Below are 23,417 nucleotides of genomic sequence, written 5' to 3' on the forward strand. Positions count from 1 at the left end.
CCAAACATCGAGCCGGGTGCTAGGCTGGAACTCCGTGGCGCAGCGTACTAACTCCAGGAATCAGATCGGTCCCGACACCACCCGTCAGATCTTTGTGACCGGCGGTGTGGTCTCCTCGCTCGGCAAAGGGCTCACAGCATCATCGTTGGGGCATCTTCTGCGCGCTCGCGGACTCTCCGTGGTCATGCAGAAGCTCGATCCGTACCTCAACGTCGACCCCGGGACCATGAACCCCTTCCAGCACGGAGAGGTCTTCGTCACCGAGGACGGTGCCGAGACTGACCTGGACATCGGCCACTACGAACGGTTCCTGGACGAGAACCTTGACGGGCTCAACAACGTCACCACCGGCCAGATCTACTCCTCGGTCATCGAGAAGGAACGCCGGGGTGACTACCTGGGCGACACCGTCCAGGTCATCCCGCATATCACCGATGAGATCAAGCGCCGGATGCGGCTGCCCGCTGAAGGGGAGGGTGCCCCTGATGTGATCATCACCGAAATTGGCGGAACCGTCGGAGACATCGAGTCCCAGCCGTTTCTCGAGGCCGCCCGCCAGCTGCGTCAGGACATCGGCCGGGAAAACGTGTTCTTCCTGCACGTCTCCCTGGTGCCCTACATCGGGCCCAGCCAGGAGCTGAAGACCAAGCCGACTCAGCACTCAGTGGCCGCCCTGCGCTCGCTGGGCATCCAACCCGATGGGATCGTGCTGCGCAGCGACCGCGAACTGCCCGCTGATATCCGAGGCAAGATCTCCAGGATGTGCGACGTGGACGCCGATGCGGTCATCAACTGCGCCGATGCTCCCAGCATCTACGACATTCCCAAGATCCTGCACAAGCAGGCCATCGATGCCTATGTGGTCCAGTCGCTGGACCTCAAGTTCAAGGACGTCGACTGGTCCAAGTGGAACCGGCTGCTCAATGTGGTCCATAACCCCGACGATGTGGTCGAAGTCGCCTTGGTCGGCAAGTACATCGACCTCCCAGATGCCTACCTCTCGGTGACCGAAGCGCTGCGGGCGGGCGGGTTCGCGCATAACACCCGCACCAAGATCCGCTGGGTGCCCTCTGACCTCTGCGCCGACGCCGAAGGGGCAGCCAAGGCCCTGGCCGGAGTCGATGCCATCTGCGTGCCAGGCGGGTTCGGTGTCCGCGGACTCGACGGAAAGATCGGCGCCCTGCGCTATGCCCGGGAGAACGGCGTTCCCGCCCTCGGTCTCTGCTTGGGACTGCAGACCATGGTCATGGAGTACGCCCGCAACGTCTTGGGTTTGGCCCAGGCCAACTCCACCGAGTTCGACCCGGACACCGAGTTCCCGGTCATCGCCACCATGGCCGAGCAGAAGAACATCGTTGAAGGTGCAGGCGACCTGGGTGGCACCATGCGCCTTGGCGCCTATCAGGCATCGCTGACCGAAGGCAGCGTGGTGGCCGAAGCCTACGGCACCACTGAGGTCTCCGAGCGCCACCGGCACCGCTATGAAGTCAACAACGACTACCGTGAGCAGCTCTCTGCGGCGGGGCTGGTTTTCTCCGGCACCAGTCCCGACGGGTTGTTGGTCGAATTCGTGGAGCTGCCCCGGGATGTCCACCCCTACTACGTCTCCACCCAGGCGCACCCGGAGCTGAAGTCACGGCCCACCAATCCGCACCCGCTTTTCGCCGGACTGGTCGGGGCAGGGCTGAGCCGAGCTGAGCAGGCTCGGTCCGGACAGGCCGGGCGCGGCTAGTATGCCGTGAGCACCTCAGCTGACCGCCGGGCGGCGGGTCATCGGGCAGAGCTGCGCGCCATGGCGGAGTCCTCCGCGCTCTGGCCGGAGGTGGCTGACTATCTGGCGCATCTGCGGATCGAACGGGGCTCATCGGCCAATACCCTGGCCTCCTACCAGCGTGACCTCACCCGGTACGCCGCGTACCTGACCACCAGGGGAGCCCACACCCCGGCTGTGGTCGACTCCGGAGACATCGCCGAGTACCTGCAGGCGGTCACTACCGGCGCCGACGGTGGCACGGTGCTCTCCGAGCGTTCAGCGGCCAGGATGCTCGCCTCGGTGCGAGGGCTGCACAAGTACTGGGCACAGGAGGGCAGAACCGGGCACGACGCCGCGGCCGACGTCGTCGCCCCTAAAATCACCCAATCACTGCCCAAAGCGCTCAGCGTCCATGAGGTCACCCAGTTGATCGATACTCCCAATCCGGCGGAGCCGCTTGGTCTGCGTGACAGGGCGCTGTTGGAGTTTCTCTACGCCACCGGAGCTCGGATCAGTGAGACGGTGGCCCTGGACGTTGACGATGTGCACGCGTTCCAGCCGTCGGGGGAGGAGGGTCTGGTGCTGGTCAGAGTGACCGGTAAGGGCAATAAGCAACGGATGGTGCCGTTGGGGCGTATGGCGCAGAAGGCCCTGGGTGACTATCTGAGCGCCGGCCGGCCCGGGCTGGCGGAGAAGTCGGGACGCCGGGCCTCGCCGGCGCTGTTTCTGAATAAGCTCGGCAGCCGGCTTTCCCGACAGTCGGCCTGGGAAGTCTTGAAGAAGACGGCTGGGGCGGCAGGGATCACCGCTGAGGTCTCACCGCATACCCTGCGGCATTCCTGCGCGACGCATATGCTCGACGGGGGAGCGGACATCCGCACAGTCCAGGAGCTGCTGGGTCATGCCTCGGTGACCACCACCCAGATCTACACCAAGGTCACCGCAGAGTCCCTGCAGGAGCAGTATGTGACCGCCCACCCACGGGCACGCTGAGAGGAGATCACCGTGGAAGTGCTGCTGCTGACTCTCGAGCTGCTGGGAGTCTTCGCCTTCGCCGTCTCCGGTGCGCTGCTGGCTGCCCGCAAGGAGTTCGATCTGGTCGGTTCGCTGCTGTTGGCCAGCTTGGCCGGACTCGGAGGAGGTGTTGCCAGAGACGTGCTCATCGGGCAGGGCCCGCCACTGGCCCTGATCAACCCTATGTACTTGCTCCCGGCGGCACTGGCTGTGCTGCTGGTCTGGGGCAACGCTCTGCGTGAGGGGCGATTCCGCAGGACGCTGCTGGTCTTCGACGCTGCGGGACTCTCTCTGTTCTGCCTGACGGGCACGATCATCGCCGCCGATGCTGGGCTGAATCCCGTGGCCTGCGCACTGCTGGGCCTGACCACGGCTGTGGGCGGTGGCGCGCTGCGCGATGTGGTCGCCAACGAGACCCCGCAGATCTTCAACCCCAACGGTGTCTATGCCGTTCCCGCGATGCTCGGTGCGGGGCTGATGGTGCTCATCCTGGAGCTGGGAGTATTCAGCATCTGGATCGGCATCACCATCTCCGCTCTGGTCTTCACACTGCGGATGCTCTCACTGCACTATGGTTGGCGCATCCCTCTTGCTGGCAGGCGCGTCACCGGCGGATGAGACCTGATCATCTGCCTGGTGTGTCAATGACGCTGTGCGATAGCGATTCCAGATGAAGACTGGGCCGGCTCCACGGAGGAGCCGGCCCAGTCTTCAGATTCTGTGCTTACCTACCCAGCCCCTCGGCTGAATCGGCGGCGTCTTTCAGCGTGTCTTTGGCTTTCTCGCCGGTCTCTTTGACTTCACCTTTGGTTTTTTGAGCCGCCCCCTCAGCTTGTGTTTCCTTGTCTCCGGTCACCTTTCCGTAGGTCTGCTTCAGTGTGCCGGCGACCTTGTCGGAGGCGTTGCTGATCTTGTCCTCGAGTCCCATGGATATGTCCTTTCTTCGGGTGTGATGTGCTTGTGGCATCGCATTTTTAGGTGATAGCGAATTGGTTCTTCAGGTAGGGGCGAAAGCGTTCAGGACGGTTGTGGCGCTATAGTGCTGTGGACGGCATTCTCCTGTTCTGTTGCTACAGTGGCGTACTTGCTGCTCCGGGTTTTCCGTACAGGGTCGACGATGATCCTCGCCGTCGGCAGTTCTCCTTCGATGGTCTGCGCCAGACCCGGCAGCACCACTGTTTTCACAGAGCCCAGGGCGGCGGGAATATCGCTGCGCTCGTCGACTTCGATATGCAGGCTGAGTTCCGGATACTGGGCTGATCCCCCGAGGTGCGCGGTCGCGTCCACGATCCCAGGCACAGTGCGGCAGTGGCTTTCGACAGCGTCGCCTAGAACCTTTGTCCGCAGTTCGGTCAGACCAGTGCTGCCGTCATGCTGCAGAAGGTAGTGGCGCACCCGTTCAGGACGCGGGAGGGCAGCGGTGAACCACATGATCCCCACAAGTGCCAGCGCAGCGGAGGCTGCCAGCAGCACCCAGGCGGTCCATTCCGGTAACTCTCCGAGATCCGCCAGCGAAGTGCCGCTTTCAGGAAGAGGAAGCCCGAGCGCATCACTGCCGAAACTTCCCCAAAGACCCGCAGCGCCGGCCATGAGGAGCGGAACCCCCAGGATGAACAGCCACAGGCGGTTCGATGTCTTGGAACGTCGAAGCATCATCGAGACTCCCTTTTCCGGACCGTGATCATAATCCTTGGTTGCCGCCGGAGGCCGAAGTCCTCCAGCCTCTGTTGGATCGACGAATGGATGTGTTGACGCACGGTGTCCCGGTCCCTGGCCACACTGTTGACGATGACGCGGACATGACGCTGTGAGGCTGTTGCCGATGCGGATACGGTCCCGTCGAGTCTCTCGGCCTCTGCCACGGCGATGCGGCTGATTCCGCGGGTGGTGAAGGCGGTGGAGATGTCATGGTCCTGTGCACCGTGGTTCGGTGCCTGCCGCACCAGCAAGGGTCTGCCCGGAATCACGGCGGCAAGGATCAGGACAATCCCCAGAATCAGCACGACGCCGCTGAGAGCGCCCAGCAGGGCTGACCCCCATGACAGCTGCGAAGCTGAGGAGAAGAGAGAGAATTCCTCCAGTGAGCCTTGCCCGCTGAGGACCCACACTGCCCACCACAGGCCCAGTCCTCCGCAGATCATCAGGGCCAGGCTGGCGATCATGGCAGGCATCAGGCGATCTGGGCGGACGGTGAGTCGAGATGGCTTGGATTCAGACGGTTTCATCATTCCTCCCATGCCACGAGATGTTCGATCCGAAGGTCCACCGGGCCCACCGGAATTCCCGTGATCTGGTGTACCCGCTGGCGAAGCTCATCGCGCAGTGCCTCGGTGGTCTTGCGCAGGGGCAAGGGGTAAGGCAGGCTGAGATGGACGGTGATCTCAGCCCGCCCTCCCGAGACCTCGGCACGGGCTTTGGGACGTATGTGCTCTCCGGGCTCGCCCCTGGTGCCCAGGAGCGTACGGAATGCTCCGGGGGCAGCGGAGGCCAGCGCGTTCTCGCGCAGTATCTGAGATGCGGTTTTCTCGATGACGACGTCGCGCACTCGCAAGGTACCGGGTCCGCTCGGCGACTGCGCAGGGGTCCTGTCTGTCCGCTGCCGAGCGGATCGAATGGGCGTTTGGGTGCTCATCGGCGGGACCGTTCGCGTGCCAGAACAGTGGAGACGTCGAGCTTACCCTCCAGCACCATCCCAGCGACCAAGCCGACGGCCCCGATGAACGCTACCGAGAGGAAGGCCAGAAAACCGTGGGTGACGGCAACAACGCCGAGGACCAACCCTACGATCAGGCCGATGGTGGTTCTGCTCATGGGCTTTCCCTTCGCTTGTCAGTGAGGTGTCTCAGGCCAGGTTGTTCTCGGACTCGTCGTCATCGTCCTCCGGCAGATGAACATCGGTCACGGTGATATTGACCTCGACCACGTCCAGTCCAGTTCCGTGCTGTACCGCCCGGGTGACGTTGTGTCGAATAGCGTCGGAGACCTCGACGACAGCTGCTCCGTATTCAACGATGACGGTGAGGTCGATGGCGGTCTCAGTTTCGCCCCTCTGGACCGAGACACCGCCGCCGACGTGGGTCTGGGAGCCTGGAATGCGCTCGGTAATGGCGTCGAAGGTACGTCGGGCAGCATTGCCCAGCGCGTGAACCCCGGGGACTTCACGGGCAGCCAAGCCTGCGAGTTTCTGGATCACTGTCTCCTCGACCGTTGTGACGCCTTGGTCGGTGACAAGCGGGCTGTTTTTGATCTCGGACAGGGACGCTGAGCGGTTCTCGTTCTGGTCGCTCGCTGGGTTCTTGGTCTGAGCCATGATGGTTCCTCCTTGACTAGAAATATTGCGGACATCAAGTAAGACGGACGTTCTGGGAAATCCTCACGGTCTGAGTGGAAACTTTTTTAAAAACTTTCTGCCCGACCGCGGTTAGTATGGCGCCATGAGAGATGGGGAGCCTACGGAGAGATCATCCGCAGGCAATGCCGAGGGTTTCGAATCTAGCCAACGGACTCTTGTCCTGCGCGCCATGGACGGAGACCTCCGAGCCTTCGAAGCTCTGGTCGACCAGTATCAGCGGCCCTTGAGAAGCTTCTGCCACCGAATGGTCCGCGACGCGCAGGAAGCCGAAGACATCGTCCAGGACACGTTTTTGACCGTATGGCGCCGATTCGACACTCTTCATGATCCTGCTCGGTTCAAGGCATGGATCTATCGCTTGGCCAGTAACGCCTGCGTTGACCTCATCCGTAAGAGAGAAACACGCCGCAGTGTCCCCACGGATTCATCCGATCTCCAGGATTTCGCTGATCTGGGTGTCTCTCCGGAGCGCAACGCCGAGGTGTCTGAGGCGGTGAGAGCCCTCGAGCAGGTGCTGGCCCAGCTGCCGCCGGAACAGAAGCTGGCGTGGGTCCTGTTCGAAATGCAGGGGGAGTCCTACGCCCAGATTGCCGATATCCTGAAAGTCACCGAAAACAGTGTTCGTGGCCGGATTCACAGGGCGCGTATGTCGATCGTCCAAGGAATGGAGGGGTGGTTATGAGCAACAATGGCGATGACACCCTCGACGTCCCTGACGAGTTTCCTGAGGATGAGCACCTGAGGGCCAGTTACGGGCGCCTTGAAGACGTGCTGGCGGACTACCGTGGCTCCTCGGAGCCAGACGAGATTGCCGGTTCGACGCTGAAGCAACGAATTATGGACATCGTCCAACAGGAATCATTGCGCGGACCCAGCACGGAGCTCGTCTCCCCGCGCGGGAATCGTTTTGACGTCACCACCTCGGCCATACGAGCTGAAGTCCGTGGCGTCATCGACGGAATCGGTGGTTTGCGTGCCCGAAGAGTAGGACTTCGCTGTGTGGATGAATCGGCCTCCCGATTCGATGTGGAAGCATCTTTGACCATGGCGCCGACCCAGTCTCTGCAACGAGTTGTCCCTCAGCTGCGGGCAGCGATTTCGGAGATGCTGAACGGGACGTTCGGGATCGAAACAGCCTCTATCGACCTGCGTGTGGAGGACATCTACGATGACTGACACTCAGAGCGACCGTCTGCGTCTGTTTCACGATGATCTTGTCCGCGCCGTTTCTTCCACCCCTGGTGTGGCACGGCTGGTGCCGAGTTACCGGGAGATGCTGAGCCGTTCTGCCCGCGCAGTCTTCGGCAATGATGTGCCAGAGGCCTCCGGAATAGACATCGTCGTCCGCCGCGCCGGCACCACCATCTACGCAGATTTCTATGCAGACCGAGGGTTCTCCACCGGGACGATTACCGATGCGGTGCACGAAACCGTTCATAAGATCGCTCAGGCCGATTGCGGTGCAGATTCTCCCGGGGGCCTCAGCGGCTGGGGCGATATCACCATCAAAGTGCGTATTCTCGGGATCAGCTGATAGGACGCGCCTTTAACTTGGTTGGTCTTTATCTGCCGAGTGGTGTTGCTGTGTTGAGCGTGCGGTACCGGGAGGCTGTCCATGCGCTGGCCAGGGCGAGGGTGAGGACTGGAACCAGCAGAAGGTTGTCAACGCCTACGTGATCTGCGAGCAGCCCGGCAATGGCGTTGCCGGTGGCGCTTGATACGAGCCCGGTGGCCACCAGCATGGAGTAACCGCGGGCGAGACCGGCAGCGGGGACCACCTGGTCCAGCAGTGCCGACTTCACGATCGACACAGGCGCTCTGATGATTCCAGCGCCGAACATGGCGGTGACCAACAGCCAGGGCTGTTGGGAGGACAGGAAGACGAGCAGGGCGACCAGGGCTACCAGTGTTTGGATGATGGGCAGCTGGACCCGCCGTTGTCCTGGCCAGGTACGTGAGCCGAACACGAGCGCACCCAGCATTTCGCCCAGGGCGAGTGCACCGAAGGCGGCTCCGGCGATTGCGGCCACTCCTGAGGAGTTCATGATCCCGGGGACAGCGACACTGGTCACTCCGACCGCGAGGCCCGCCAGGGTCGCAGCAATGAGGAGGGTTCGCAATCCGGGCGAATAGGCTGCGCGGCCCCTTGAGCCAGTGCTGAGTGCAACGGCTCTGGTCCTCAGTGGGCGTTCACCGGTGAATGAGAAGACCACGGTTGCGGCCACGATCAGCAGCGCGGCGATCATCACAGCCAGTTCTGGTCCGTGCATGAGCAGCGCCACCGAGACCAGGAGCGGTCCCACTGTGACAGCACTTCGGAACAATGCCGAGAGCAAAGCGTAGGAAGCTGCCCGGTCTGAGTCCTCTGACAACACCCCTGGAAGCCATGATCGCACCGAGGTTGTGATGGCCGGCACCGACATTCCAGCCGCCGCAGCCATAGCCGCGATGATCCACAGCGGGCCGCCGAATGACCCAACGGTCCCGAAGCCTAGGAGAGCTGCTGCGCAGATCCCACCGGCAGTCATCACCACCGGACGTGATCCACAACGGTCGATCAACGGGCCCTGAATGATCAGCCCCACAGCGTTTGTCAGGCCGAACAGGCCGCTGATCAGACCTGCTGCCATCAGTTCTCCGGTCCACTCGTGGACACAGAGCACGATAGTAAGAGAGAGCATCCCCAGCGGCACGGCACTGAGAAACACGGCGGCGAACCGTGGCTTGACCTGATGGGTGCGAAGAACGGGCGAATAGGCTCCGAGCAAGGCATACCTCCATGAGTATGCCCACCCACCCGGGAGCCGGACTCCCTTGAAGAAGCGATTGCACCGACCGGCGCATGCCGTTTATCTACAATAACACCGCCGGCCTGTTGGTTCTAAGGAAGCACGGATACGTGGGTATCAAGCCAGACTTTGAGCGGTGCCGCACTGCGCCAGACGTCCCGGATCACGTCTAGGGCTTTGGGCGTGTGCATCCAGCCGGCAGTTCCGGTTGCCCATTCCTGAACGATGGTGGCGCGACACATGCGCAGCGGCCCGAACTCCTCGGAGAGCTCAACCAGCAGTGATCGCATCGAGGGCACGCACGTCGCGCTCCCAGTGCTGGTTGTTGGCTTGCCAGAACCTTTTGGAATTGTCCTGCTGCAGGTCTGTGAAGAAGTCGAACAAACCCGGTGGGAAGCCTTGGAAGGTGCTCATGCTCTGTCTCCGGTCACGGCCCGGTTGTAATCGATCGCGATCTCAACCCAGGAAGAGAGCTGCTTATCGTCGCTGATGGTGTCGGCATTGACCTCAATCCAACCAGCCCCCATGTCGCGTCCCGGCCCCATCTCCGCCTGCACAGCGCCTGGACGACCCAGGAGTTCGTCGTGTCGGTCTGCGTCAACACGCACCAAGAGGCCTCCGTCTTTCAGGGCGCTGACGATCATCTTCTCGTTGACCATGAACGACCTGCCGCCGAACATCGATACTTCACGCATCACCGGCTCGTCAGCCAGGAGCATACGGAGACGTTCGATGAGTGCGGTCTGTGCGGGAGCCATCACGGCATCCCGCCTTATTCCTGCTCGGGCGGGCCGTAGGAGGGCCGGTCGAAGATCAGCACGCTCTCTGCGATCTTCCCGTCCATGATGGTGAAGAACTCGGCAGCCGGAGTCGTAGATGTCGCAGCAGTCTGCGGATAGTAGAAAAGCGCGATACGATCCCCATCGACGAACTCAGCGATATCGCCGATGCCGGTCAGTGCAGGCGCGAATCCTGCGATGAAGTCCTGGTAGGCGTCCTTGCCGTTCAGATCGACACCTGGGGCACAGCAAGAGATGTCGTCGGCGACGTAGTTCATCGCGTGCTCGACGTCGCCGGCCGTCCACGCCTGGTGGTAGCGCTTCACAATGTCGTAGGCAGCGTCTTGTGCCATAAGACTCTCCTCTGTTCGTGTCACAGATGCGACGGTTGGTTCGTTCAGTCGGCGAGGGGCTGCCAGTGGTCCGGCCCCGCATCACCACCTGCCCCGACAACAGCCAGGCGGGGCAGGAAGTTCGCCCACCCATCAGCGTGACCACGCACCTCGGTGCCGGGCAGATCGGAATGGCAGAGATCAACCCGCGTGCCGCCTGTGATCGGGGTGAGTCGGAACTCGACCGTCGATGCCCCGACAGGTAGATCCTCACTCCCCGCGAAGCCCCAGGAGACCACCACGCGACTCGGATGCTCGACGTGGAGATACTTCCCCCGCACCGGGTGCCCGGCGATATCGACCGCGAACCTGCCGCCGGGAGTCGGTTCCAGGTCGGCGTACTGACCCATCCACGCCGTCATGCCTGAGTTCGTGGTGAGATACTCGAACACCGTCTCGGGTGAGGCCGCGATGTCGATGGAGTCCCGGAACTCAGCCACGCGGATCGCCCTCCCTGACCTCAAGGGCAGTCTTGAGTGCAGACAGTTTGCTCGGCCAAAAATCGTCCAAGTACGAGCGCACCGCCGCAAGGCCGTCGGTGTTCACCGCGAACAGGTGGCGCGTGCCCTCACGAGTGCCGAGAGCCAGCCCCGCCTTTCGGAGCACCCCCAGATGGTGAGACGTCGTCTGCTGCGAGAGCCTGACTTCCTCGGCGATGACGCCCACTGATCGCGGGGCTGAGCGGATCGCCCGCAGGATCGCTCGCCGGTTCCCATCCGCGAGCGCACGCAACGCCAGATCAACGTCCTCCACAGCCTCAGCGTCCATCGTCACTCTCCTTGATCGATCCACTTTTACCATAACACAAATATACACTTGTACTTACGTGTACACGTGCAATCTCATGTCTCGCTCATGCCACCCCTGGGCCATCTCGCCATCCCGTCCTCCTGAATGCACGGACACAGGTCGCGCGTGCACGCGTTCCTGGAGACGGCGAAGAGGCGTGGCTAAGTCGTCGATTTGTTCGCCCGCCCCCAACTGCTGGCACCGGCCGAGGTCGTTAATCGTCTCCGAGAGCTTTCAAGATCCTCTCTGGCGCTTTGATGCGTCCGTTCCCGTATAGTAGAGAGATGTCTCTATTATTAGTCCTAGGTCGGAGGGGTCCATGTCGTTCAGGGTGGTGTGGACGCAGGCCAGCCGCCTCCCGTGGGCGTGGGGCGCACCGGTGGTGATCGAAGCCCCCGATGAGCTTGAGTGCGCCGGTTTGCCTCAGATGCGTCTGGCGACACGCTCGGTCTACACGAGTGCGGAGCCCGAGGCGCTGTTCTTGTGGCTGTGTCAGTTGCGGCATGCCCCCTATAGCTACGACTGGATCGACAACTTCGGACGGCGCAGTCCCCGCCAGGCGGACCCTGGAATGCAGGACTTGAGGGTGGGGCAGAGGTTCATGACCATCTTCATCCTCACCGGCTACGAGCCGGGCAAATCGTTGACGCTGCGGATGAGTCCGGGATGGCCCACCAGAGCCTTCGGTACCATCACCGTGAAGTACCAGATCTCCCAAGCGGCCGAGTCCTGGTCCCAGTTGAGCGTGGCGCTGTGGATGCCGCCGATCGGGAGACGGATGGGCCGCTTCCGCAGGTATCTGCTGGCCTGGGGTGATGTGGTGATGATGCGTAAACAGTTACGAGTCCTCAGCGAACTCGCTGAGCAGGAAGCACGCGGTGTCGATCAGCGCCAGCACCAGAGTGAGAGGAACGGCTGAAATGGGGAGAACGGCGAAGTACACCGACCAGGACATCTTGGATGCAGCACTGGGGCTGGTCGCAGAGGACGGTGCTCATGCCGCCACGGTGGTCGCTATCGCCAAGCGGCTTGGCGCACCGTCGGGGTCCATCTATCACCGATTCGTCTCACGCGATCTGATTCTGGCCACGCTGTGGATCAGGACTGTGAAGCGCTTCCAGCAGGGCTTTCTCGAAGCGCTCTTGCACGAGGAATCAGATACTGCCGCCAGGCTGGCCGTCACCCACACCCTGCAGTGGAGCGCAGCCCACCGCAGCGAGGCGAAGATGCTGACCATGTACCGCCGCGAGGACCTCATCGCCCTCTGGCCCGATGAACTCGGCGGCGAGCTCGCCACCCTCAACGACGAGGTCAAACGCTCGGTCATCGCGTTCACGGCGGCGCATTTCGGCCAGGCCACTGCTGAGACCCTCGGCAGAACACGGTTCGCGCTGATAGAGATTCCCTATGCCGCCGTTGGGCACATCATCGGCAGTGCACAGCCACCATCCTGGCTGGAGCACACGGTGGCCACCGCCTCGCTGGCGGTGCTGGCCCGCCAGGAGCCGGTCAGATGATCGCCGCCGGGATCGGCAGGCGACTGGCCCGCACGCTCTTCCACCCGCCTCGCAAGAAGCACCACCGCCATCCAGCCGACCTCAACCTCCCGGCCTCGGAGCTGACAGTCCGGACCAGCGATGGCATCGATCTCCACCTGTGGCTCGTCCCGGGCCTCGGGACAGGCACGGTCATCGTGGGGCACGGCATCGGATTGACCAAGTCCGCGAGCCTGCGTCACGCGGCTCTGCTGCACGGGCTCGGGTATCACGTCCTGCTCTTCGATCACCGCAATCACGGACGCTCCGGAACCGATGACGCCCAGGACCACCTCGCGGAGCGCTACAGCAACGACATCACCGCGTGCACCACTGCCGCAGCAAACACCTGGCCCGAGAGCGAAACACTCATTATCTGGGGATTCTCCTTCTCAACCTTCCCCACGCTGCACTGCTTGCGTCAGCAGACAACACCGATCGACGCCATCATCTGCGACAGCGGACCAGGACTCGACCTGGACGCGACACTTCGCCACTTCCTCACCGGAGGAGGTCTCCACGTTCCGGCCGCGATCCGCAGTCTGCTTCGGCGGCCCGCCATCGTCACAGCGTTCGCTTCGTCTGCGGTCACGATGCTCGGAACCACCTGGCCCCCAGAAGCAGAAGCCACGGCCGCCGGCAGCACACCCATGCTCTTCCTCATCGGTACCGAGGACCGAGTAGTCCAACCCGAACAGATCCAGGCCCTGGCCTTGAGGTATCCCGACGCCACTGTCGCCGAGTTCCCCGCGGGTCATCTCCAGGGCCTCAAGTCCGCACCCCAGCAGTACACCGCCGCGGTGACGTCTTTCCTTGACTCGCTCGCCTCTCTGCGGGGCACATCATGAAACCGTCTGGCTTTGGTTTCTTCCCGCTCGGTCCGCAGCTATCCCGAGGACTCCTGGGTGGAAACCATGCGGCCTGTGTCGGGACTGGGGGCAGGAATGGGTGGCAGTTTGACCTGCCCCTGCATCAGCCCCTGCGCGAAGGATAGGCAGGTGAGTGAAGTACGATCTTCATGCGTTAGGTGTCCAGGAGCCGATCCAGCCTTATCGGTCCATGACACCATGAAACATCCGTGGGTCGGAGGCACATATGTCACAACAGTCAGGCGATGAAAAGGCTGATGCTGAGCAGGATCGGTGCCGAATTTCTCTGAATCCGGTGCGGGACCATAGTGCGATCGCGGAATTGCTGCGATACCGCAGGTCCACCAAGTCGTACCGGCCTGATCACATCAACCTGCAGACGCTGAGCGGGCTCCTGAGCACTGTGCTGGGCTCAGTATCCGGCCGCCATCGGACCTATGGTTCGGCCCACGCTCGGTACGACATCGTGGTGACCGTGGTTGTCGCCGCCGTCGAGGGGCTCCCCACCGGGACTTACCGCTACCTTGCTGTGGAGCATGCCCTGGTTCATGGTGAAGAAGGAGATCATCGCACGGGGCTGGCGGATGGAACGCTCGATGCGGCCTGGCTCAGTGAGTGCCCGGTGATCCTGATGCTCTCGGCCGACCTCGATGCGGCAAACCGTGCTTTCGAATCTCAGGGGACTGGTCGGGGTGAACGCTTCTGCTGGTTCGAGGCGGGACTGGTCGCCCAGAATATCTATCTGTGGGCGGCTGAGAAGGGTCTGGGAACCGTCTTTCTCGGTGGCCTCGACCACTTCAGGATAGAAGCGGCGACACAGCGATTGATCCCACCGTCTCATACAGTATTGGGCATGCTTCCCATCGGCCGTCCCACCGAGGCGCCAGCCCGGCCGTGAGCAGGCTCTGCCGGATAGGTGTTCGACATTGCCATCCCGACAGGCAACTCCACCGAAAGCATCGGCTGCCAAGGTAGGGCAGTTGCCGTTTCTCATCGACTAGAGCGGTTCACCTCTGGTCTGATGCCCTGATGTGGCGGCGTCTACGAGGTCGCAGGCAGTCTGGTTGGCGATGGTGACGCTGTCGATCTCGGGCAGCGCGGCGCGCATGGCCAGGGCTCCTTCGTGGAGGCACACCAGCCGTTTGGCCAGGTCGGCCGGGTCTGCGATGTGTGCATCGGTCGCCAGTCGTTCGAACAGGTTGCACAGCCAGCGTTTCTCCTCAGCTGCTACCTGATGTGCGGGATGTTCCGGGTCCGGCAGCTCGGCCAGTGCGTTGATGAAGGCGCAGCCGCGAGGGCTCTGTTGGACCCATTCTCCGAGAGCGTCAAACGGCGCAGTCACCCGCTGGATCGCGGTCAGCTCTGGTGCTGCGACGGCCGTCTCGACAAGGTGCCGCCACCGCATCTCTCGTTCGAGGAGATAGGTGGCCACCAGGGTGTCCTTGGACCCGAACCGGTTGTAGAGGGTTCGCTTGGTCACCCCTGAGCGTTCGGCGATCACATCGACCCCCACTGCGGTGATTCCTCCCTCGTAGAACAGCGTCGAGGCCGTCTCCAGAATGCGGCGGGCACTGGGGGTCAGAGTGGTCGGATCAGGAATCGTTGCATTCACAGGTCTGTATACCTTACGCTGGCGTCGTGACTTTACAGAACAGTATAACGATCACTGTGAAGAATAAGCGCCTGCTGGACGCAGAGCCAGTCGGTCAGGAGACCGCAGGAGCCACTCGATGCGAGACTCCAGATGAGTAGCGGGCAGCGGTGGACGATGACTGCGGCGTTGGGCGCCAGCGTGATCGCGGTCTGCTACGGCTTCGGCCGCTATGCCTACGGGCTGTTCGTTCCGCAGTTCGCAGTGGCCTTCGACCTCAACGCCACCGGCGTGGGTGTCCTCGGCGGTGTGTCGACCTTGGGGTACACCCTGGGATTGCTTGCCGCGCCCAGACTCGTCGGTCCATCCGCGCGAATGGCGGCAATCGGGGCAGGTGGGTGCGCGGCCATCGGACTAGTGACCATGAGCGTGTCCGATCTTCTTGGTGTTTTCGCCTGCGGCTTGTTGATCGCTGGCGCCAGCGCCGGTCTCGTCTCGCCCGCAGTGGCGGAGCTGATCAGTCACTCCGTGAGACCTGGTGCGCGCGCTCAGGCGCAGACATGGGCCAACACCGGTACCAGTTTCGGATTGGCCGCATCTGCCTTCACCCCGGTGTTGGTGTTCGGGTGGCGGGAGACATGGCTGGGGTTCGGGCTCATCGCTTTGGCGATCACCGTTGTCGCCCATCTGGCTCTGCCCCGCCCAGCCCGCAGAAGGATGAGCAATCAGCCTGCCAGGCCCTTGCGGCGGGCAGGACTCACGCCGCTGCTGGTGAACTCCGTCCTGTTGGGGTTGACCAGCGCGCCGTACTGGAATTTCTCCGTCGAACGAATGGCGCAAGCCGGCCTCAGCGGTCACTTCTCAGCCTGGTTCTGGCTGACCATCGGCATCGCAGGCCCGCTCGGGGGAGTGGCAGGCGGACTCTGCCACCGATGCGGACTGACCCGGGTCAACCTCGCGATCTGGACTGCCTGGGCGATCAGTCTGGCGCTCCTGGCGCTACCGTCTGCTGGCCCGGTTGTCTCGCTGATCTCCGCAGCACTCTTCGGTGCGGCCTTCATGGCCCTGACCGGAATCTGCATCCTGTGGGCCGCGCTGCTTTTCACCGAGTCACCGGCACGAGGGGTCACCCTGTCCTTCCTCGGCCTGGGAGCAGGCCAGACCCTGGGCTCACCGGCTGCCGGCGCCCTGGCAGACCACATCGGCCTCCCGGCGGTCTTCGCCATCACCGCGGTCTTCAGCCTCACCGCCTGGCACCAGCTGCACAGGCGAGTGCAGGTCAACGATCTCGGAGGCCGCCTGCACCGTGAGCATTGCCAGGCCGGGCACCTGATCAGGACAGGGGGCCGGTATACGCTCGATCACATGCCTGATCCGCAGCATTTCGAAGCACATGCCGAGACCTATCACCGTGCCAGACCACCGTATCCGGGTGCACTGTGGGCTCGGCTGAGCGATATGGGGTTGCTGGGTGAGGATGTTCGCGTCATTGAGTTCGGCGCAGGTTCTGGCCAGGCGACCGGCCCCATGCTGCGAGCCGGGGCCTCGGTCACGGCCGTTGAGCCTGGTCCTGCCTTTGCGAGCCTTCTCCGAGACCGCTACCCCGAGGTGACGGTGCGCTGTGAAAAAGCAGAGTCAGCCCCGTTGCTGCCGGCCTCCTACGACCTTGCTGTCGCCGCCACGGCGGTGCACTGGTTAGATCTCGGTACATTGCTGCCGCGACTTCATCAGACATTGGCGCCCGGAGGCCACTTTGCTGTCTGGTGGACAGTCTTCGGCGATCCTTCGGCAGCACCTACGCCGTTCCGAAAACAGGTGGGGGCGATCATTGCCCGCCGTGGAAGCGGGCCACCGAGGCGTGGGTCGGACCATGACATCACCAAAGCTCGGGTCCACCGGCTCACTGAGAGCGGGCACTTCTCCGTTGCCCACACTGAACAGTTCCGATGGACGATCGACCTCCGGACGGATCAGATCCGTGACCTCTTCACCACGTTCAGCGACTGGAACGCGGACGAAGTTGATGAAGCAGCTCAGGCGGTTGATGACCTCGGCGGGCGAGTGGTCGAGCACTATGTGACACCGCTGATCGTGCTCAACCGTAGCGGGAGAGACGATGTTGAGGTGCCGGTGATCCCGTCTCAGAGGTGGCGTTCTTCGGGGCCGTTGTAAGCGCTCAGCGGACGGATCAGTGAGTTCGCCGCCCGCTGCTCCATGATGTGCGCTGTCCAGCCGGTGATGCGGGAGGCGATGAACAGCGGGGTGAACAGGTCAGTGTCGAAGCCCATCAGGTGGTAGGTAGGCCCTGCCGGATAGTCGAGGTTGGGCTTGATGGCCTTGGCCTCGTCCATGGCCTGCTCCAGCCCGTCGTAGAGGCCGAGGACCTCGTGCCTGCCGTAGTGCTCGATCATCTTGTCCAGTGCCTGCTTCATGGTGGGTACCCGGGAATCGCCCTTCTTGTACACCCGGTGTCCGAAGCCCATGACCTTCTTCTTAGCCGCCAGTGCATCCTCCATCCAGGCTTTGGCGCGGGCGGCAGCCTCCTCTCGGGTCTCCTCGTCGCGGATGCCGATCTCCTCGAAGGTGTGCATCACGGCCTCGTTGGCGCCACCGTGCAGTGGGCCCTTCAACGCACCGATGGCCGCGGTCACCGCCGAATGCAGATCAGCCAGCGTGGAGGTCACCACCCGGGCGGTGAAGGTGGAGGCGTTGAACGAGTGCTCGGCATAGAGCACCATGGAGACGCGGAAGGCATCGACGACCTCCGGTGCAGCCTCCTCCCCGAAGGTCATCCACAAGAAGTTCTGCGAATAGTCGAGATCATCGCGGGGTTCCACCAGCTCCTGGCCGCGGCGGCGCCGTTGGTCATAGGCGACCACTGCGGGGAAGGCGGCGAAGAGTTTCTTGGCCTTGGTCAGCTCAGTTTCTGGATCCGACTCCTCGGAGGTCGGGTCATTGGCGCCCAGCACCGAAACCGCGGTACGGCCCACGTCCATCGGGTGGCAGTCCGTGGGCAGCAGGTCAATGGCGGCACGAACATTGGGTGACAGTGCCCGATTGGCGCGCTCGAACTCGACGAACTGGGCCAGCTCATCTTTGGAAGGCAGCTCTGCGTTCCACAGCAGTAGAGCCACTTCCTCGAAGCTGAGCTCGGCGGCAAGCTGCTGGACCGGGTACCCGCGGTAGAGCAGGGAGTTGGTCTCCGGATTGACCTTGGAGATGGCGGTGTAGTCGGCGACGACGCCGGCGAGGCCCTTATAGATCTGCTCAGTCATGATTGGTCTCCTTTATCGCGTGAAGCGTTCCGGTACATCGAAGTCGAAGATTCCGGCGTCGAAGCTGCTGTAGGACTCGTAGTCCACCAGCTCGTAGAGCCTGGTGCGGGTCATCATCTGATCCACGACCGGCTCCTGGGTGCCGTGGGCGGCGATCGTGTCCAGCGTACGTTCGATCGCCCCCATAGCCGAACGTAGCGAGGTCACCGGGTAGATGATCAGCGCCACCCCGGTGGCCGCCAGCTGTTCGCGGGTGAACAGCTCGGACTTGCCGAACTCGGTCATATTCGCCAGCACCGGAACATCCACCGCATGGCAGACGGCCTCGAATTCGCTGAGATCCTTCATCGCCTCGGGGAAGATCGCATCGGCCCCGGCGTCCACCAGGGCCTTGGCCCGGTCGATGGTGGCCTCCAGCCCTTCGGCCGCTCGCAGGTCGGTGCGTGCCATGATCAGGAAGTTCTCATCCCGGCGAGCCTCGGCGGCGGCCAGGATCCGCTTGGCGGCAGTCTCGGTGTCCACCGTGGCCTTGCCGTCGAGGTGTCCGCAGCGCTTGGGGTTGATCTGGTCCTCGATGTGGCAGCCTGCCAGTCCGGCGTTCTCCAGCTCGTGGATGGTCCGGGCCACATTCATCGGTTCGCCGAAGCCGGTGTCGGCGTCCACCAGAGTGGGCAGGTCGGTCAGCCGGGCGATCTGCCCGGCGCGCTGGGCCACCTCGGTGAGTGTGGTCAGCCCGATATCGGGCAGTCCGAGCTCATTGGCCAGCACAGCGCCTGAGACGTAGAGCCCGTCGAAACCTTTTTCCTGGATCAGCGGGGCGCTCAGCGGTGTGAAGGTGCCCGGGAACTGCCGGGCTGCACCCGGGGTGAGGATCTGACGCAGATGCGCGCGCTTCTGCTCCGGTGTGGTCTTTGCGTACAACATCAGAACAGCCCCTTGGGTGAGGCGGAGAGATCGACGACGCCCTCAGTAGCCTTCACATTGAGCCCCGTCAGCTCATCTGCGCTCAGCTCGGGAAGTCGCTGGACGGTGGCCAGGAACCGATCGGTCTCAGCATCGTCGACGATTCCGGCAGCCAGGGTGCGGAACTTGGTGATGTACTGCTCGCGGGCAAATGGCCGGGCGCCCAGCGGGTGGGCGTCTGCCACGGCGATCTCGTCGGTAATGGTGGTGCCGTCGGTCAGCCGGATCTCCACCGAGCCGCCGAAGGCCTTCTCCGAGATGTCCAAAGAGTGGTAGCGGCGGGTCCACTCCGGATCCTCCTCCGTGGTGACCTTGTGCCACAGCTCCACAGTGTCGGGACGTCCGGCACGTTCGGGGGCGTAGGAGTCCACATGGTGCCAGGCACCGTCCTGCAGGGCCACGGTGAAGATATAGGGGATGGAGTGGTCCAGGGTCTCGCGGGAGGCGGTGGGATCGTATTTCTGCGGATCGTTGGCCCCGGAGCCGATGACATAGTGGGTGTGATGGCTGGTGCGTATCAGCACCGACTCCACATTCGCCGGGTCGGTGACCTCAGGGCGCTCGTGGTGCAGCTTGCGGGCCAGGTCGATCCAGGCCTGGGCCTGGTACTCGGCTGAATGCTCCTTGGTGTAGGTGTCTAAGATGGCCCGCTTGGCCTCGCCGGGGGCGGGCAGCGGGACGGTGTATTCGGCGTCCGGGCCGTCGAGCATCCAGGCGATCACCCCGTCTTCGCCCTCGTAGATCGGCACCGGGGAGGTCTGGCCGCGCAGGGCTCGGTCCACTGCCTCCACCGCCATCTTGGCGGCGAAGGCCGGGGCGTGGGCTTTCCAGGTGGAGATCTCACCCTTGCGGGACTGGCGGGTGGCTGTGGTGGTGTGCAGTCCCTGGCCCACTGCCTGGAAGATGGTCTCGGCGTCCAGGCCCAGCAGGGTGCCGATGCCGGCTGCCGCGGAGGGGCCCAGATGCGCCACATGGTCGATCTTGTGCTTATGCAGGCAGATCGCCTTGACCAGGTTCACTTGGATCTCGTAGCCGGTGGCGATCCCGCGGACCAGATCAGCTCCGGAGCGTCCGGTGTGCTGGGCCACCGCCAGGATTGCGGGGATGTTGTCCCCGGGGTGGGAGTAGTCGGCGGCCAGGAAGGTGTCGTGGTAGTCCAGTTCGCGCACGGCCACTCCATTGGCCCAGGCCGCCCATTCAGGGGAGGACTTCTGATCAATGCCGAAGATGGAGGCCCCCGATCCGTTGGCCGAGACCGGGTGGTCCAGGGCCTGGGCGCGGGCGGAGACGATCGGCGCGCGGGTCAGTGAGGCCACGGCGACTGAGGCATTGTCGATGATGCGGTTGATCACCATCTCGGTGACCTCGTCATCCACGGTTACCCGGTCCACTGCGACCTGGGCGATCTTATAGGCCAGCTGGTCCTCGCGGGACAGATTGTCCTTACTGGGGTGGACCCTGACGGTGTGCTCGATCATGGGTGGTGGTGTCCTCTCAGGTTGCAGGTACAGGCTGGGCCTGTCGTTGTTCAGAGATGTAGGCAAGGCTTCTGCGCAGATGAAGCGCGGTGGCGGCTTCGGCCATTTCGGGGTCCCCGGAGGCGATGCTCAAGCAGATGTCGCGGTGCTCGGCGGCGGATTCAGCCAGCCGATCCGGCTGGTCCTTGGCCAGGCGCCGGACGCGTGCCAGATGGACGCGCAGGTTCCCGAGCATCGTGCTCAGGTAGGGGTTGTCCAGTGCTGCGGCGATGGCTTCATCCATCCGGGCCGCCAGAAGATAGTGGTTCTCGGCCACGGGCGCGTACTGGGCGTCGTCGAATTCCTGGGCCAGTGCGCTGAAGGCCTCCGGCGCCCCGCGCTGGGCGGCGAGTCCGGCGGCCTGGGTCTCCAGCGGGATCCGGACCTCGAAGAGCCGGTCCACATCCTCCAAGGAGATGGGGCTGACCACGGTGCCGCGGCCAGGCTGCTGGATGGCGAGCCCTGCGGCGATGAGCCGGGAGAAGGCTTCCCGGACTGGAGTGCGGGAGACTCCCAGCCTTTCTGACTGCTCCACCTCGCCCAGAACGGTGCCCGGGGCCAGCCGGCCCTCGAGAATCTCCTCCTGGAGCGCAGTGTAGGCAGTGTCACTTGCTCGCATACCCTCAGTGTATACACAGATGCCAGAAAAGGTACACAATTCGGCCAAATCTCGCCATATCAGTAACATGTCGCCATTCTGTGTATACATTGCTGAGAATCTTGGGTACACTTGCCGTGAGGAGCACCACAGTACTGCTGCTGCGCGAAGGAGCGAGCCAATGTCCGTGAGACCTGCCTCCGGGGCCTACCGGGAAATCCATCACCTGTCCGTCAGCCAGCGGGAGAGGTTCTGGCTTGAAGCAGCGGCTGGCCTCGACTGGGACGAAGCTCCCAGCACTGCGGTGGACGAGTCCGCGGCACCGCTCTACCGCTGGTTCCCCGACGGGAAGCTCAACATCACCCACAACGCCCTGGACCGGCATGTGGACGCCGGCCACGGGGACCGCACCGCGCTGATCTACGACTCCGCAGTGACCCAGAACTCACGCAGCTACACCTACGCCGAGCTCCGTGACGAAGTGGCCAAAGCTGCTGGTGTTCTGGCAGAGCTCGGCATCACCGCCGGCGACCGCGTGCTGCTCTACCTGCCGATGATTCCGCAGGCCGTGATCTCCATGCTGGCCTGTGCGCGTCTGGGCGCGGTGCACTCGGTGGTCTTCGGCGGGTTCGCCGCCAAGGAGATCGCTGCCAGGATCGACGACGCCACCCCGGATGCGGTCATCACCGCCACTGGGGGCATTGAGCCCTCCCGGCGCGTGGAATACTTGCCCAAGGTCGCCGAGGCGCTGGAGCGTGCCCAGCACCAGGTGCGCGAGGTCCTGGTCGTTCACCGGGACGGCTTCGAAGCCAGTGCGGAGCAGGCATCGGCTCAGAGTCCGGCCCGTTGGCGCGACTGGGAGTCAGCGCTGTCCCAGGCTGAGCCAGCCGGTCCGGTCAGTGTGGCAGCGACCCACCCGCTGTATGTCCTCTACACCTCCGGGACCACCGGTAAGCCCAAGGGCGTGGTGCGGGACCAGGGCGGCACAGCGGTGGCACTGAACTGGTCGATGCCGGCGATCTTCGACGTCGGCCCGGGGAAAACCATGTTGACCGCCTCCGACGTCGGCTGGGTGGTCGGGCATTCCTACATCGTCTACGCGCCGTTGCTGGCCGGAGCAACCAGTGTGCTCTACGAGGGCAAACCGGTGGGGACACCGGATGCCGGAGCGTTCTGGCGGATGGTGCAGCAGCACCGGATCAGCTCGCTGTTCACCGCACCGACCGCGCTGCGGGCCATCCGTAAGGCTGACCCCGAGGGCTCAAAAATGGGGGAGTACGACATCTCCAGCCTGAGGTATCTCTTCTCCGCGGGGGAGCGGTTGGACCCGGAGACCCAGCGATGGGCCGGCAAAGCCCTTGAGGTGCCGGTGATCGACAACTGGTGGCAGACCGAGACCGGCTGGCCGATCGCGGCCAACCCGGTGGGCATCGAGCAGCTTCCGGTCAAAGTAGGCTCGGCCACGCTGCCGATGGTCGGCTATGACGTCACCGTCCTCGACCCGCTGGGTGAGCCGCTGCCAGCCGGGCAGGAGGGCAATATCTGTATCAAGCTCCCACTGCCCCCGGGGACCCTCTACTCGCTCTGGGGCGACGACGACCGCTACATCGACTCCTACCTGACCGCCTTCGAGGGCTTCTACACCACCGGGGACTCCGGTTACCTGGATGAGGACGGCTACATCTTTGTCATGGGCCGCACCGACGATGTCATCAACGTCTCCGGTCACCGGCTCTCCACCGGAGAGATCGAAGCCGCGGTGGCTGAGCACCCTGCGGTGGCCGAATGCGCGGTCATCGGCCTTGCCGACGAGCTGAAGGGACAGCGGCCGGCCGGATTCCTGGTGCTGAAGTCCGGAGCGCAGATCAGCGAAGACCAGCTGCGTCAGGAGCTGGTGGCCCATGTGCGCTCCACTATCGGTCCAGTGGCCGACTTCAAAGAGGTCGCTGTGGTCGAAGCCTTGCCGAAAACCCGCTCCGGGAAGATCCTGCGCAAGACCATGCGCCAGATCGCCGATGGCAAGGAGTACACCGTGCCCTCCACCATCGAGGACGCCTCGGTCATCGACGACCTGATCCCGGTGCTGCGCAGGAACTCATAGGGGCAGCCGGTTGCTCGCTGTCGCTCAGGGGGTAATCTGTTCTGGAGAGTGAAGACCGCTGTGGCCCGTGACCGGGTGCAGCCGCCGAGGACCAGACCGG

Annotated in this window: 30 protein-coding genes; 12 read left to right on the forward strand and 18 right to left on the reverse strand. The window is 63.5% G+C overall.

The features are described 5' to 3' along the window. Positions 1–16: 16 nt before the first annotated feature. From DVO78_RS11075 to DVO78_RS11085, 3 genes are read left to right on the forward strand one after another with little or no spacing between them, the layout of a single operon-like run. A complete protein-coding gene (locus tag DVO78_RS11075; RefSeq protein ID WP_120004970.1) occupies positions 17–1,732 on the forward strand; it encodes a CTP synthase in 1,716 nt (571 codons plus the stop codon). A 6-nt stretch (positions 1,733–1,738) separates the two neighbouring features. Next, complete coding sequence (gene xerD / locus DVO78_RS11080) at positions 1,739–2,746, forward strand: site-specific tyrosine recombinase XerD (RefSeq protein ID WP_274380759.1); 1,008 nt, start codon at positions 1,739–1,741, stop codon at positions 2,744–2,746. Between the two features lie 6 nt (positions 2,747–2,752). After that, entirely contained in the window at positions 2,753–3,385 is a 633-nt protein-coding gene (locus tag DVO78_RS11085; RefSeq protein WP_120004971.1) for a trimeric intracellular cation channel family protein, read from the forward strand. Between the two features lie 106 nt (positions 3,386–3,491). On the opposite strand, the gene DVO78_RS11090 is transcribed toward DVO78_RS11085, so the two are convergent. The 6 genes from DVO78_RS11090 to DVO78_RS11115 form a co-directional block, all read right to left on the reverse strand. Beyond that, positions 3,492–3,695 carry a CsbD family protein gene (locus DVO78_RS11090; RefSeq protein ID WP_120004972.1) on the reverse strand — a complete coding sequence of 68 codons (204 nt, stop codon included), beginning with the start codon at positions 3,693–3,695 and terminating at the stop codon, positions 3,492–3,494. Between the two features lie 89 nt (positions 3,696–3,784). Next, complete coding sequence (locus DVO78_RS11095) at positions 3,785–4,423, reverse strand: hypothetical protein (RefSeq protein WP_120004973.1); 639 nt, start codon at positions 4,421–4,423, stop codon at positions 3,785–3,787. After that, positions 4,420–4,938 (reverse strand): DUF6286 domain-containing protein, encoded by a 519-nt coding sequence (locus tag DVO78_RS11100; protein WP_157983999.1) that lies wholly within the window; start codon positions 4,936–4,938, stop codon positions 4,420–4,422. Before DVO78_RS11100 ends, DVO78_RS11095 begins: the two co-directional genes overlap by 4 nt. A gap of 53 nt (positions 4,939–4,991) precedes the next feature. Next, positions 4,992–5,399 carry an Asp23/Gls24 family envelope stress response protein gene (locus DVO78_RS11105; RefSeq protein WP_157984000.1) on the reverse strand — a complete coding sequence of 136 codons (408 nt, stop codon included), beginning with the start codon at positions 5,397–5,399 and terminating at the stop codon, positions 4,992–4,994. Then, positions 5,396–5,578, reverse strand: coding sequence for a hypothetical protein (locus DVO78_RS11110; protein ID WP_120004976.1), 183 nt, complete (start codon positions 5,576–5,578; stop codon positions 5,396–5,398). Before DVO78_RS11110 ends, DVO78_RS11105 begins: the two co-directional genes overlap by 4 nt. Positions 5,579–5,609: 31 nt before the next feature. Next, entirely contained in the window at positions 5,610–6,077 is a 468-nt protein-coding gene (locus DVO78_RS11115) for an Asp23/Gls24 family envelope stress response protein (RefSeq protein ID WP_120004977.1), read from the reverse strand. Between the two features lie 124 nt (positions 6,078–6,201). On the opposite strand from DVO78_RS11115, the gene DVO78_RS11120 reads away from it, so the two are divergent. From DVO78_RS11120 to DVO78_RS11130, 3 genes are read left to right on the forward strand one after another with little or no spacing between them, the layout of a single operon-like run. Then, a complete protein-coding gene (locus DVO78_RS11120; RefSeq protein WP_120004978.1) occupies positions 6,202–6,801 on the forward strand; it encodes an RNA polymerase sigma factor in 600 nt (199 codons plus the stop codon). Further along, positions 6,798–7,295, forward strand: coding sequence for a hypothetical protein (locus DVO78_RS11125; RefSeq protein WP_120004979.1), 498 nt, complete (start codon positions 6,798–6,800; stop codon positions 7,293–7,295). The genes DVO78_RS11120 and DVO78_RS11125 overlap by 4 nt, the downstream gene beginning before the upstream one ends. Then, complete coding sequence (locus DVO78_RS11130) at positions 7,288–7,653, forward strand: hypothetical protein (protein ID WP_120004980.1); 366 nt, start codon at positions 7,288–7,290, stop codon at positions 7,651–7,653. Before DVO78_RS11125 ends, DVO78_RS11130 begins: the two co-directional genes overlap by 8 nt. Before the next feature lie 28 nt (positions 7,654–7,681). Here the strand turns inward: DVO78_RS11130 and DVO78_RS11135 are convergent, their stop codons facing one another. From DVO78_RS11135 to DVO78_RS11160, 7 genes are all read right to left on the reverse strand, one after another. After that, the gene (locus DVO78_RS11135; protein WP_120004981.1) at positions 7,682–8,887 is read right to left on the reverse strand and encodes an MFS transporter; all 1,206 of its coding nucleotides are present in this window, start codon (positions 8,885–8,887) and stop codon (positions 7,682–7,684) included. Positions 8,888–9,000: 113 nt separating this feature from the next. After that, a complete protein-coding gene (locus DVO78_RS17765) occupies positions 9,001–9,207 on the reverse strand; it encodes a hypothetical protein (protein WP_202912170.1) in 207 nt (68 codons plus the stop codon). Beyond that, positions 9,179–9,322 carry a hypothetical protein gene (locus DVO78_RS17770; protein ID WP_202912171.1) on the reverse strand — a complete coding sequence of 48 codons (144 nt, stop codon included), beginning with the start codon at positions 9,320–9,322 and terminating at the stop codon, positions 9,179–9,181. The genes DVO78_RS17765 and DVO78_RS17770 overlap by 29 nt, the downstream gene beginning before the upstream one ends. Then, positions 9,319–9,666: a TfoX/Sxy family protein gene (locus DVO78_RS11145; protein WP_120004982.1), complete on the reverse strand. Its 348-nt coding sequence runs from the start codon at positions 9,664–9,666 to the stop codon at positions 9,319–9,321. Before DVO78_RS11145 ends, DVO78_RS17770 begins: the two co-directional genes overlap by 4 nt. A 14-nt stretch (positions 9,667–9,680) precedes the next feature. Continuing rightward, positions 9,681–10,040, reverse strand: a complete 360-nt coding sequence (locus DVO78_RS11150) for a nuclear transport factor 2 family protein (RefSeq protein ID WP_120004983.1) — start codon at positions 10,038–10,040, stop codon at positions 9,681–9,683. Between the two features lie 44 nt (positions 10,041–10,084). Beyond that, positions 10,085–10,519, reverse strand: coding sequence for an SRPBCC family protein (locus tag DVO78_RS11155; protein WP_120004984.1), 435 nt, complete (start codon positions 10,517–10,519; stop codon positions 10,085–10,087). Beyond that, on the reverse strand, positions 10,512–10,847 hold the full coding sequence (locus DVO78_RS11160; RefSeq protein ID WP_120004985.1) for an ArsR/SmtB family transcription factor: 336 nt from the start codon (positions 10,845–10,847) through the stop codon (positions 10,512–10,514). The genes DVO78_RS11155 and DVO78_RS11160 overlap by 8 nt, the downstream gene beginning before the upstream one ends. Before the next feature lie 340 nt (positions 10,848–11,187). On the opposite strand from DVO78_RS11160, the gene DVO78_RS11165 reads away from it, so the two are divergent. The 4 genes from DVO78_RS11165 (at position 11,188) to DVO78_RS11180 (ending at position 14,170) form a co-directional block, all read left to right on the forward strand. Continuing rightward, positions 11,188–11,787, forward strand: a complete 600-nt coding sequence (locus tag DVO78_RS11165; RefSeq protein WP_120004986.1) for a hypothetical protein — start codon at positions 11,188–11,190, stop codon at positions 11,785–11,787. Between the two features lies 1 nt (position 11,788). Further along, positions 11,789–12,385, forward strand: a complete 597-nt coding sequence (locus DVO78_RS11170; RefSeq protein WP_120004987.1) for a TetR/AcrR family transcriptional regulator — start codon at positions 11,789–11,791, stop codon at positions 12,383–12,385. After that, positions 12,382–13,251: an alpha/beta hydrolase gene (locus DVO78_RS11175; protein ID WP_120004988.1), complete on the forward strand. Its 870-nt coding sequence runs from the start codon at positions 12,382–12,384 to the stop codon at positions 13,249–13,251. Before DVO78_RS11170 ends, DVO78_RS11175 begins: the two co-directional genes overlap by 4 nt. 247 nt (positions 13,252–13,498) lie before the next feature. Beyond that, entirely contained in the window at positions 13,499–14,170 is a 672-nt protein-coding gene (locus DVO78_RS11180; RefSeq protein WP_120004989.1) for a SagB/ThcOx family dehydrogenase, read from the forward strand. A gap of 99 nt (positions 14,171–14,269) precedes the next feature. Here DVO78_RS11180 and DVO78_RS11185 read toward each other — a convergent pair whose 3' ends face one another. Beyond that, on the reverse strand, positions 14,270–14,884 hold the full coding sequence (locus DVO78_RS11185; protein ID WP_120004990.1) for a TetR/AcrR family transcriptional regulator: 615 nt from the start codon (positions 14,882–14,884) through the stop codon (positions 14,270–14,272). 132 nt (positions 14,885–15,016) lie between these two features. Here DVO78_RS11185 and DVO78_RS17775 point away from each other — a divergent pair, with 132 nt between their 5' ends. After that, entirely contained in the window at positions 15,017–17,035 is a 2,019-nt protein-coding gene (locus DVO78_RS17775; RefSeq protein WP_202912173.1) for an MFS transporter, read from the forward strand. On the opposite strand, the gene DVO78_RS11200 is transcribed toward DVO78_RS17775, so the two are convergent. Genes DVO78_RS11200 through DVO78_RS11215 form a run of 4 tightly spaced genes read right to left on the reverse strand, consistent with a single transcriptional unit; the run spans position 17,005 to position 21,237 of the window. Next, on the reverse strand, positions 17,005–18,138 hold the full coding sequence (locus tag DVO78_RS11200) for a bifunctional 2-methylcitrate synthase/citrate synthase (protein WP_120004991.1): 1,134 nt from the start codon (positions 18,136–18,138) through the stop codon (positions 17,005–17,007). The two genes, DVO78_RS17775 and DVO78_RS11200, sit on opposite strands and share 31 nt — an antisense overlap. A gap of 12 nt (positions 18,139–18,150) precedes the next feature. Then, positions 18,151–19,062 (reverse strand): methylisocitrate lyase, encoded by a 912-nt coding sequence (gene prpB / locus DVO78_RS11205; protein WP_120004992.1) that lies wholly within the window; start codon positions 19,060–19,062, stop codon positions 18,151–18,153. Beyond that, the gene (locus DVO78_RS11210) at positions 19,062–20,579 is read right to left on the reverse strand and encodes an MmgE/PrpD family protein (protein WP_120004993.1); all 1,518 of its coding nucleotides are present in this window, start codon (positions 20,577–20,579) and stop codon (positions 19,062–19,064) included. The genes prpB and DVO78_RS11210 overlap by 1 nt, the downstream gene beginning before the upstream one ends. A gap of 16 nt (positions 20,580–20,595) precedes the next feature. After that, positions 20,596–21,237 (reverse strand): GntR family transcriptional regulator, encoded by a 642-nt coding sequence (locus DVO78_RS11215; RefSeq protein WP_120004994.1) that lies wholly within the window; start codon positions 21,235–21,237, stop codon positions 20,596–20,598. Between the two features lie 160 nt (positions 21,238–21,397). Between DVO78_RS11215 and DVO78_RS11220 the strand changes: the two genes are divergently transcribed. Continuing rightward, positions 21,398–23,317 (forward strand): acetate--CoA ligase, encoded by a 1,920-nt coding sequence (locus tag DVO78_RS11220; protein WP_120004995.1) that lies wholly within the window; start codon positions 21,398–21,400, stop codon positions 23,315–23,317. Positions 23,318–23,417: the final 100 nt, after the last annotated feature.

Source organism: Nesterenkonia muleiensis (genome assembly GCF_003600155.1).
Classification (GTDB): domain Bacteria; phylum Actinomycetota; class Actinomycetes; order Actinomycetales; family Micrococcaceae; genus Nesterenkonia; species Nesterenkonia muleiensis.

Bases quoted from the DNA above. Each gene is read 5' to 3' on its own strand.
- DVO78_RS17775 (WP_202912173.1), top strand. From the start codon at position 15,017: ATGAGTAGCGGGCAGCGGTGGACGATGACTGCGGCGTTGGGCGCCAGC.
- DVO78_RS17770 (WP_202912171.1), bottom strand. From the start codon at position 9,322: ATGAGCACCTTCCAAGGCTTCCCACCGGGTTTGTTCGACTTCTTCACA.
- DVO78_RS11105 (WP_157984000.1), bottom strand. From the start codon at position 5,399: ATGAGCACCCAAACGCCCATTCGATCCGCTCGGCAGCGGACAGACAGG.
- DVO78_RS11130 (WP_120004980.1), top strand. From the start codon at position 7,288: ATGACTGACACTCAGAGCGACCGTCTGCGTCTGTTTCACGATGATCTT.
- DVO78_RS11100 (WP_157983999.1), bottom strand. From the start codon at position 4,938: ATGCCTGCCATGATCGCCAGCCTGGCCCTGATGATCTGCGGAGGACTG.
- DVO78_RS11145 (WP_120004982.1), bottom strand. From the start codon at position 9,666: ATGGCTCCCGCACAGACCGCACTCATCGAACGTCTCCGTATGCTCCTG.
- DVO78_RS11125 (WP_120004979.1), top strand. From the start codon at position 6,798: ATGAGCAACAATGGCGATGACACCCTCGACGTCCCTGACGAGTTTCCT.
- DVO78_RS11090 (WP_120004972.1), bottom strand. From the start codon at position 3,695: ATGGGACTCGAGGACAAGATCAGCAACGCCTCCGACAAGGTCGCCGGC.
- DVO78_RS11215 (WP_120004994.1), bottom strand. From the start codon at position 21,237: ATGCGAGCAAGTGACACTGCCTACACTGCGCTCCAGGAGGAGATTCTC.
- DVO78_RS11175 (WP_120004988.1), top strand. From the start codon at position 12,382: ATGATCGCCGCCGGGATCGGCAGGCGACTGGCCCGCACGCTCTTCCAC.
- DVO78_RS11095 (WP_120004973.1), bottom strand. From the start codon at position 4,423: ATGATGCTTCGACGTTCCAAGACATCGAACCGCCTGTGGCTGTTCATC.
- DVO78_RS11115 (WP_120004977.1), bottom strand. From the start codon at position 6,077: ATGGCTCAGACCAAGAACCCAGCGAGCGACCAGAACGAGAACCGCTCA.
- DVO78_RS11210 (WP_120004993.1), bottom strand. From the start codon at position 20,579: ATGATCGAGCACACCGTCAGGGTCCACCCCAGTAAGGACAATCTGTCC.
- DVO78_RS11165 (WP_120004986.1), top strand. From the start codon at position 11,188: ATGTCGTTCAGGGTGGTGTGGACGCAGGCCAGCCGCCTCCCGTGGGCG.
- DVO78_RS11160 (WP_120004985.1), bottom strand. From the start codon at position 10,847: ATGGACGCTGAGGCTGTGGAGGACGTTGATCTGGCGTTGCGTGCGCTC.
- prpB (WP_120004992.1), bottom strand. From the start codon at position 19,062: ATGTTGTACGCAAAGACCACACCGGAGCAGAAGCGCGCGCATCTGCGT.
- DVO78_RS11180 (WP_120004989.1), top strand. From the start codon at position 13,499: ATGTCACAACAGTCAGGCGATGAAAAGGCTGATGCTGAGCAGGATCGG.
- DVO78_RS11120 (WP_120004978.1), top strand. From the start codon at position 6,202: ATGAGAGATGGGGAGCCTACGGAGAGATCATCCGCAGGCAATGCCGAG.
- DVO78_RS11170 (WP_120004987.1), top strand. From the start codon at position 11,789: ATGGGGAGAACGGCGAAGTACACCGACCAGGACATCTTGGATGCAGCA.
- DVO78_RS11150 (WP_120004983.1), bottom strand. From the start codon at position 10,040: ATGGCACAAGACGCTGCCTACGACATTGTGAAGCGCTACCACCAGGCG.
- DVO78_RS11110 (WP_120004976.1), bottom strand. From the start codon at position 5,578: ATGAGCAGAACCACCATCGGCCTGATCGTAGGGTTGGTCCTCGGCGTT.
- DVO78_RS11200 (WP_120004991.1), bottom strand. From the start codon at position 18,138: ATGACTGAGCAGATCTATAAGGGCCTCGCCGGCGTCGTCGCCGACTAC.
- DVO78_RS11220 (WP_120004995.1), top strand. From the start codon at position 21,398: ATGTCCGTGAGACCTGCCTCCGGGGCCTACCGGGAAATCCATCACCTG.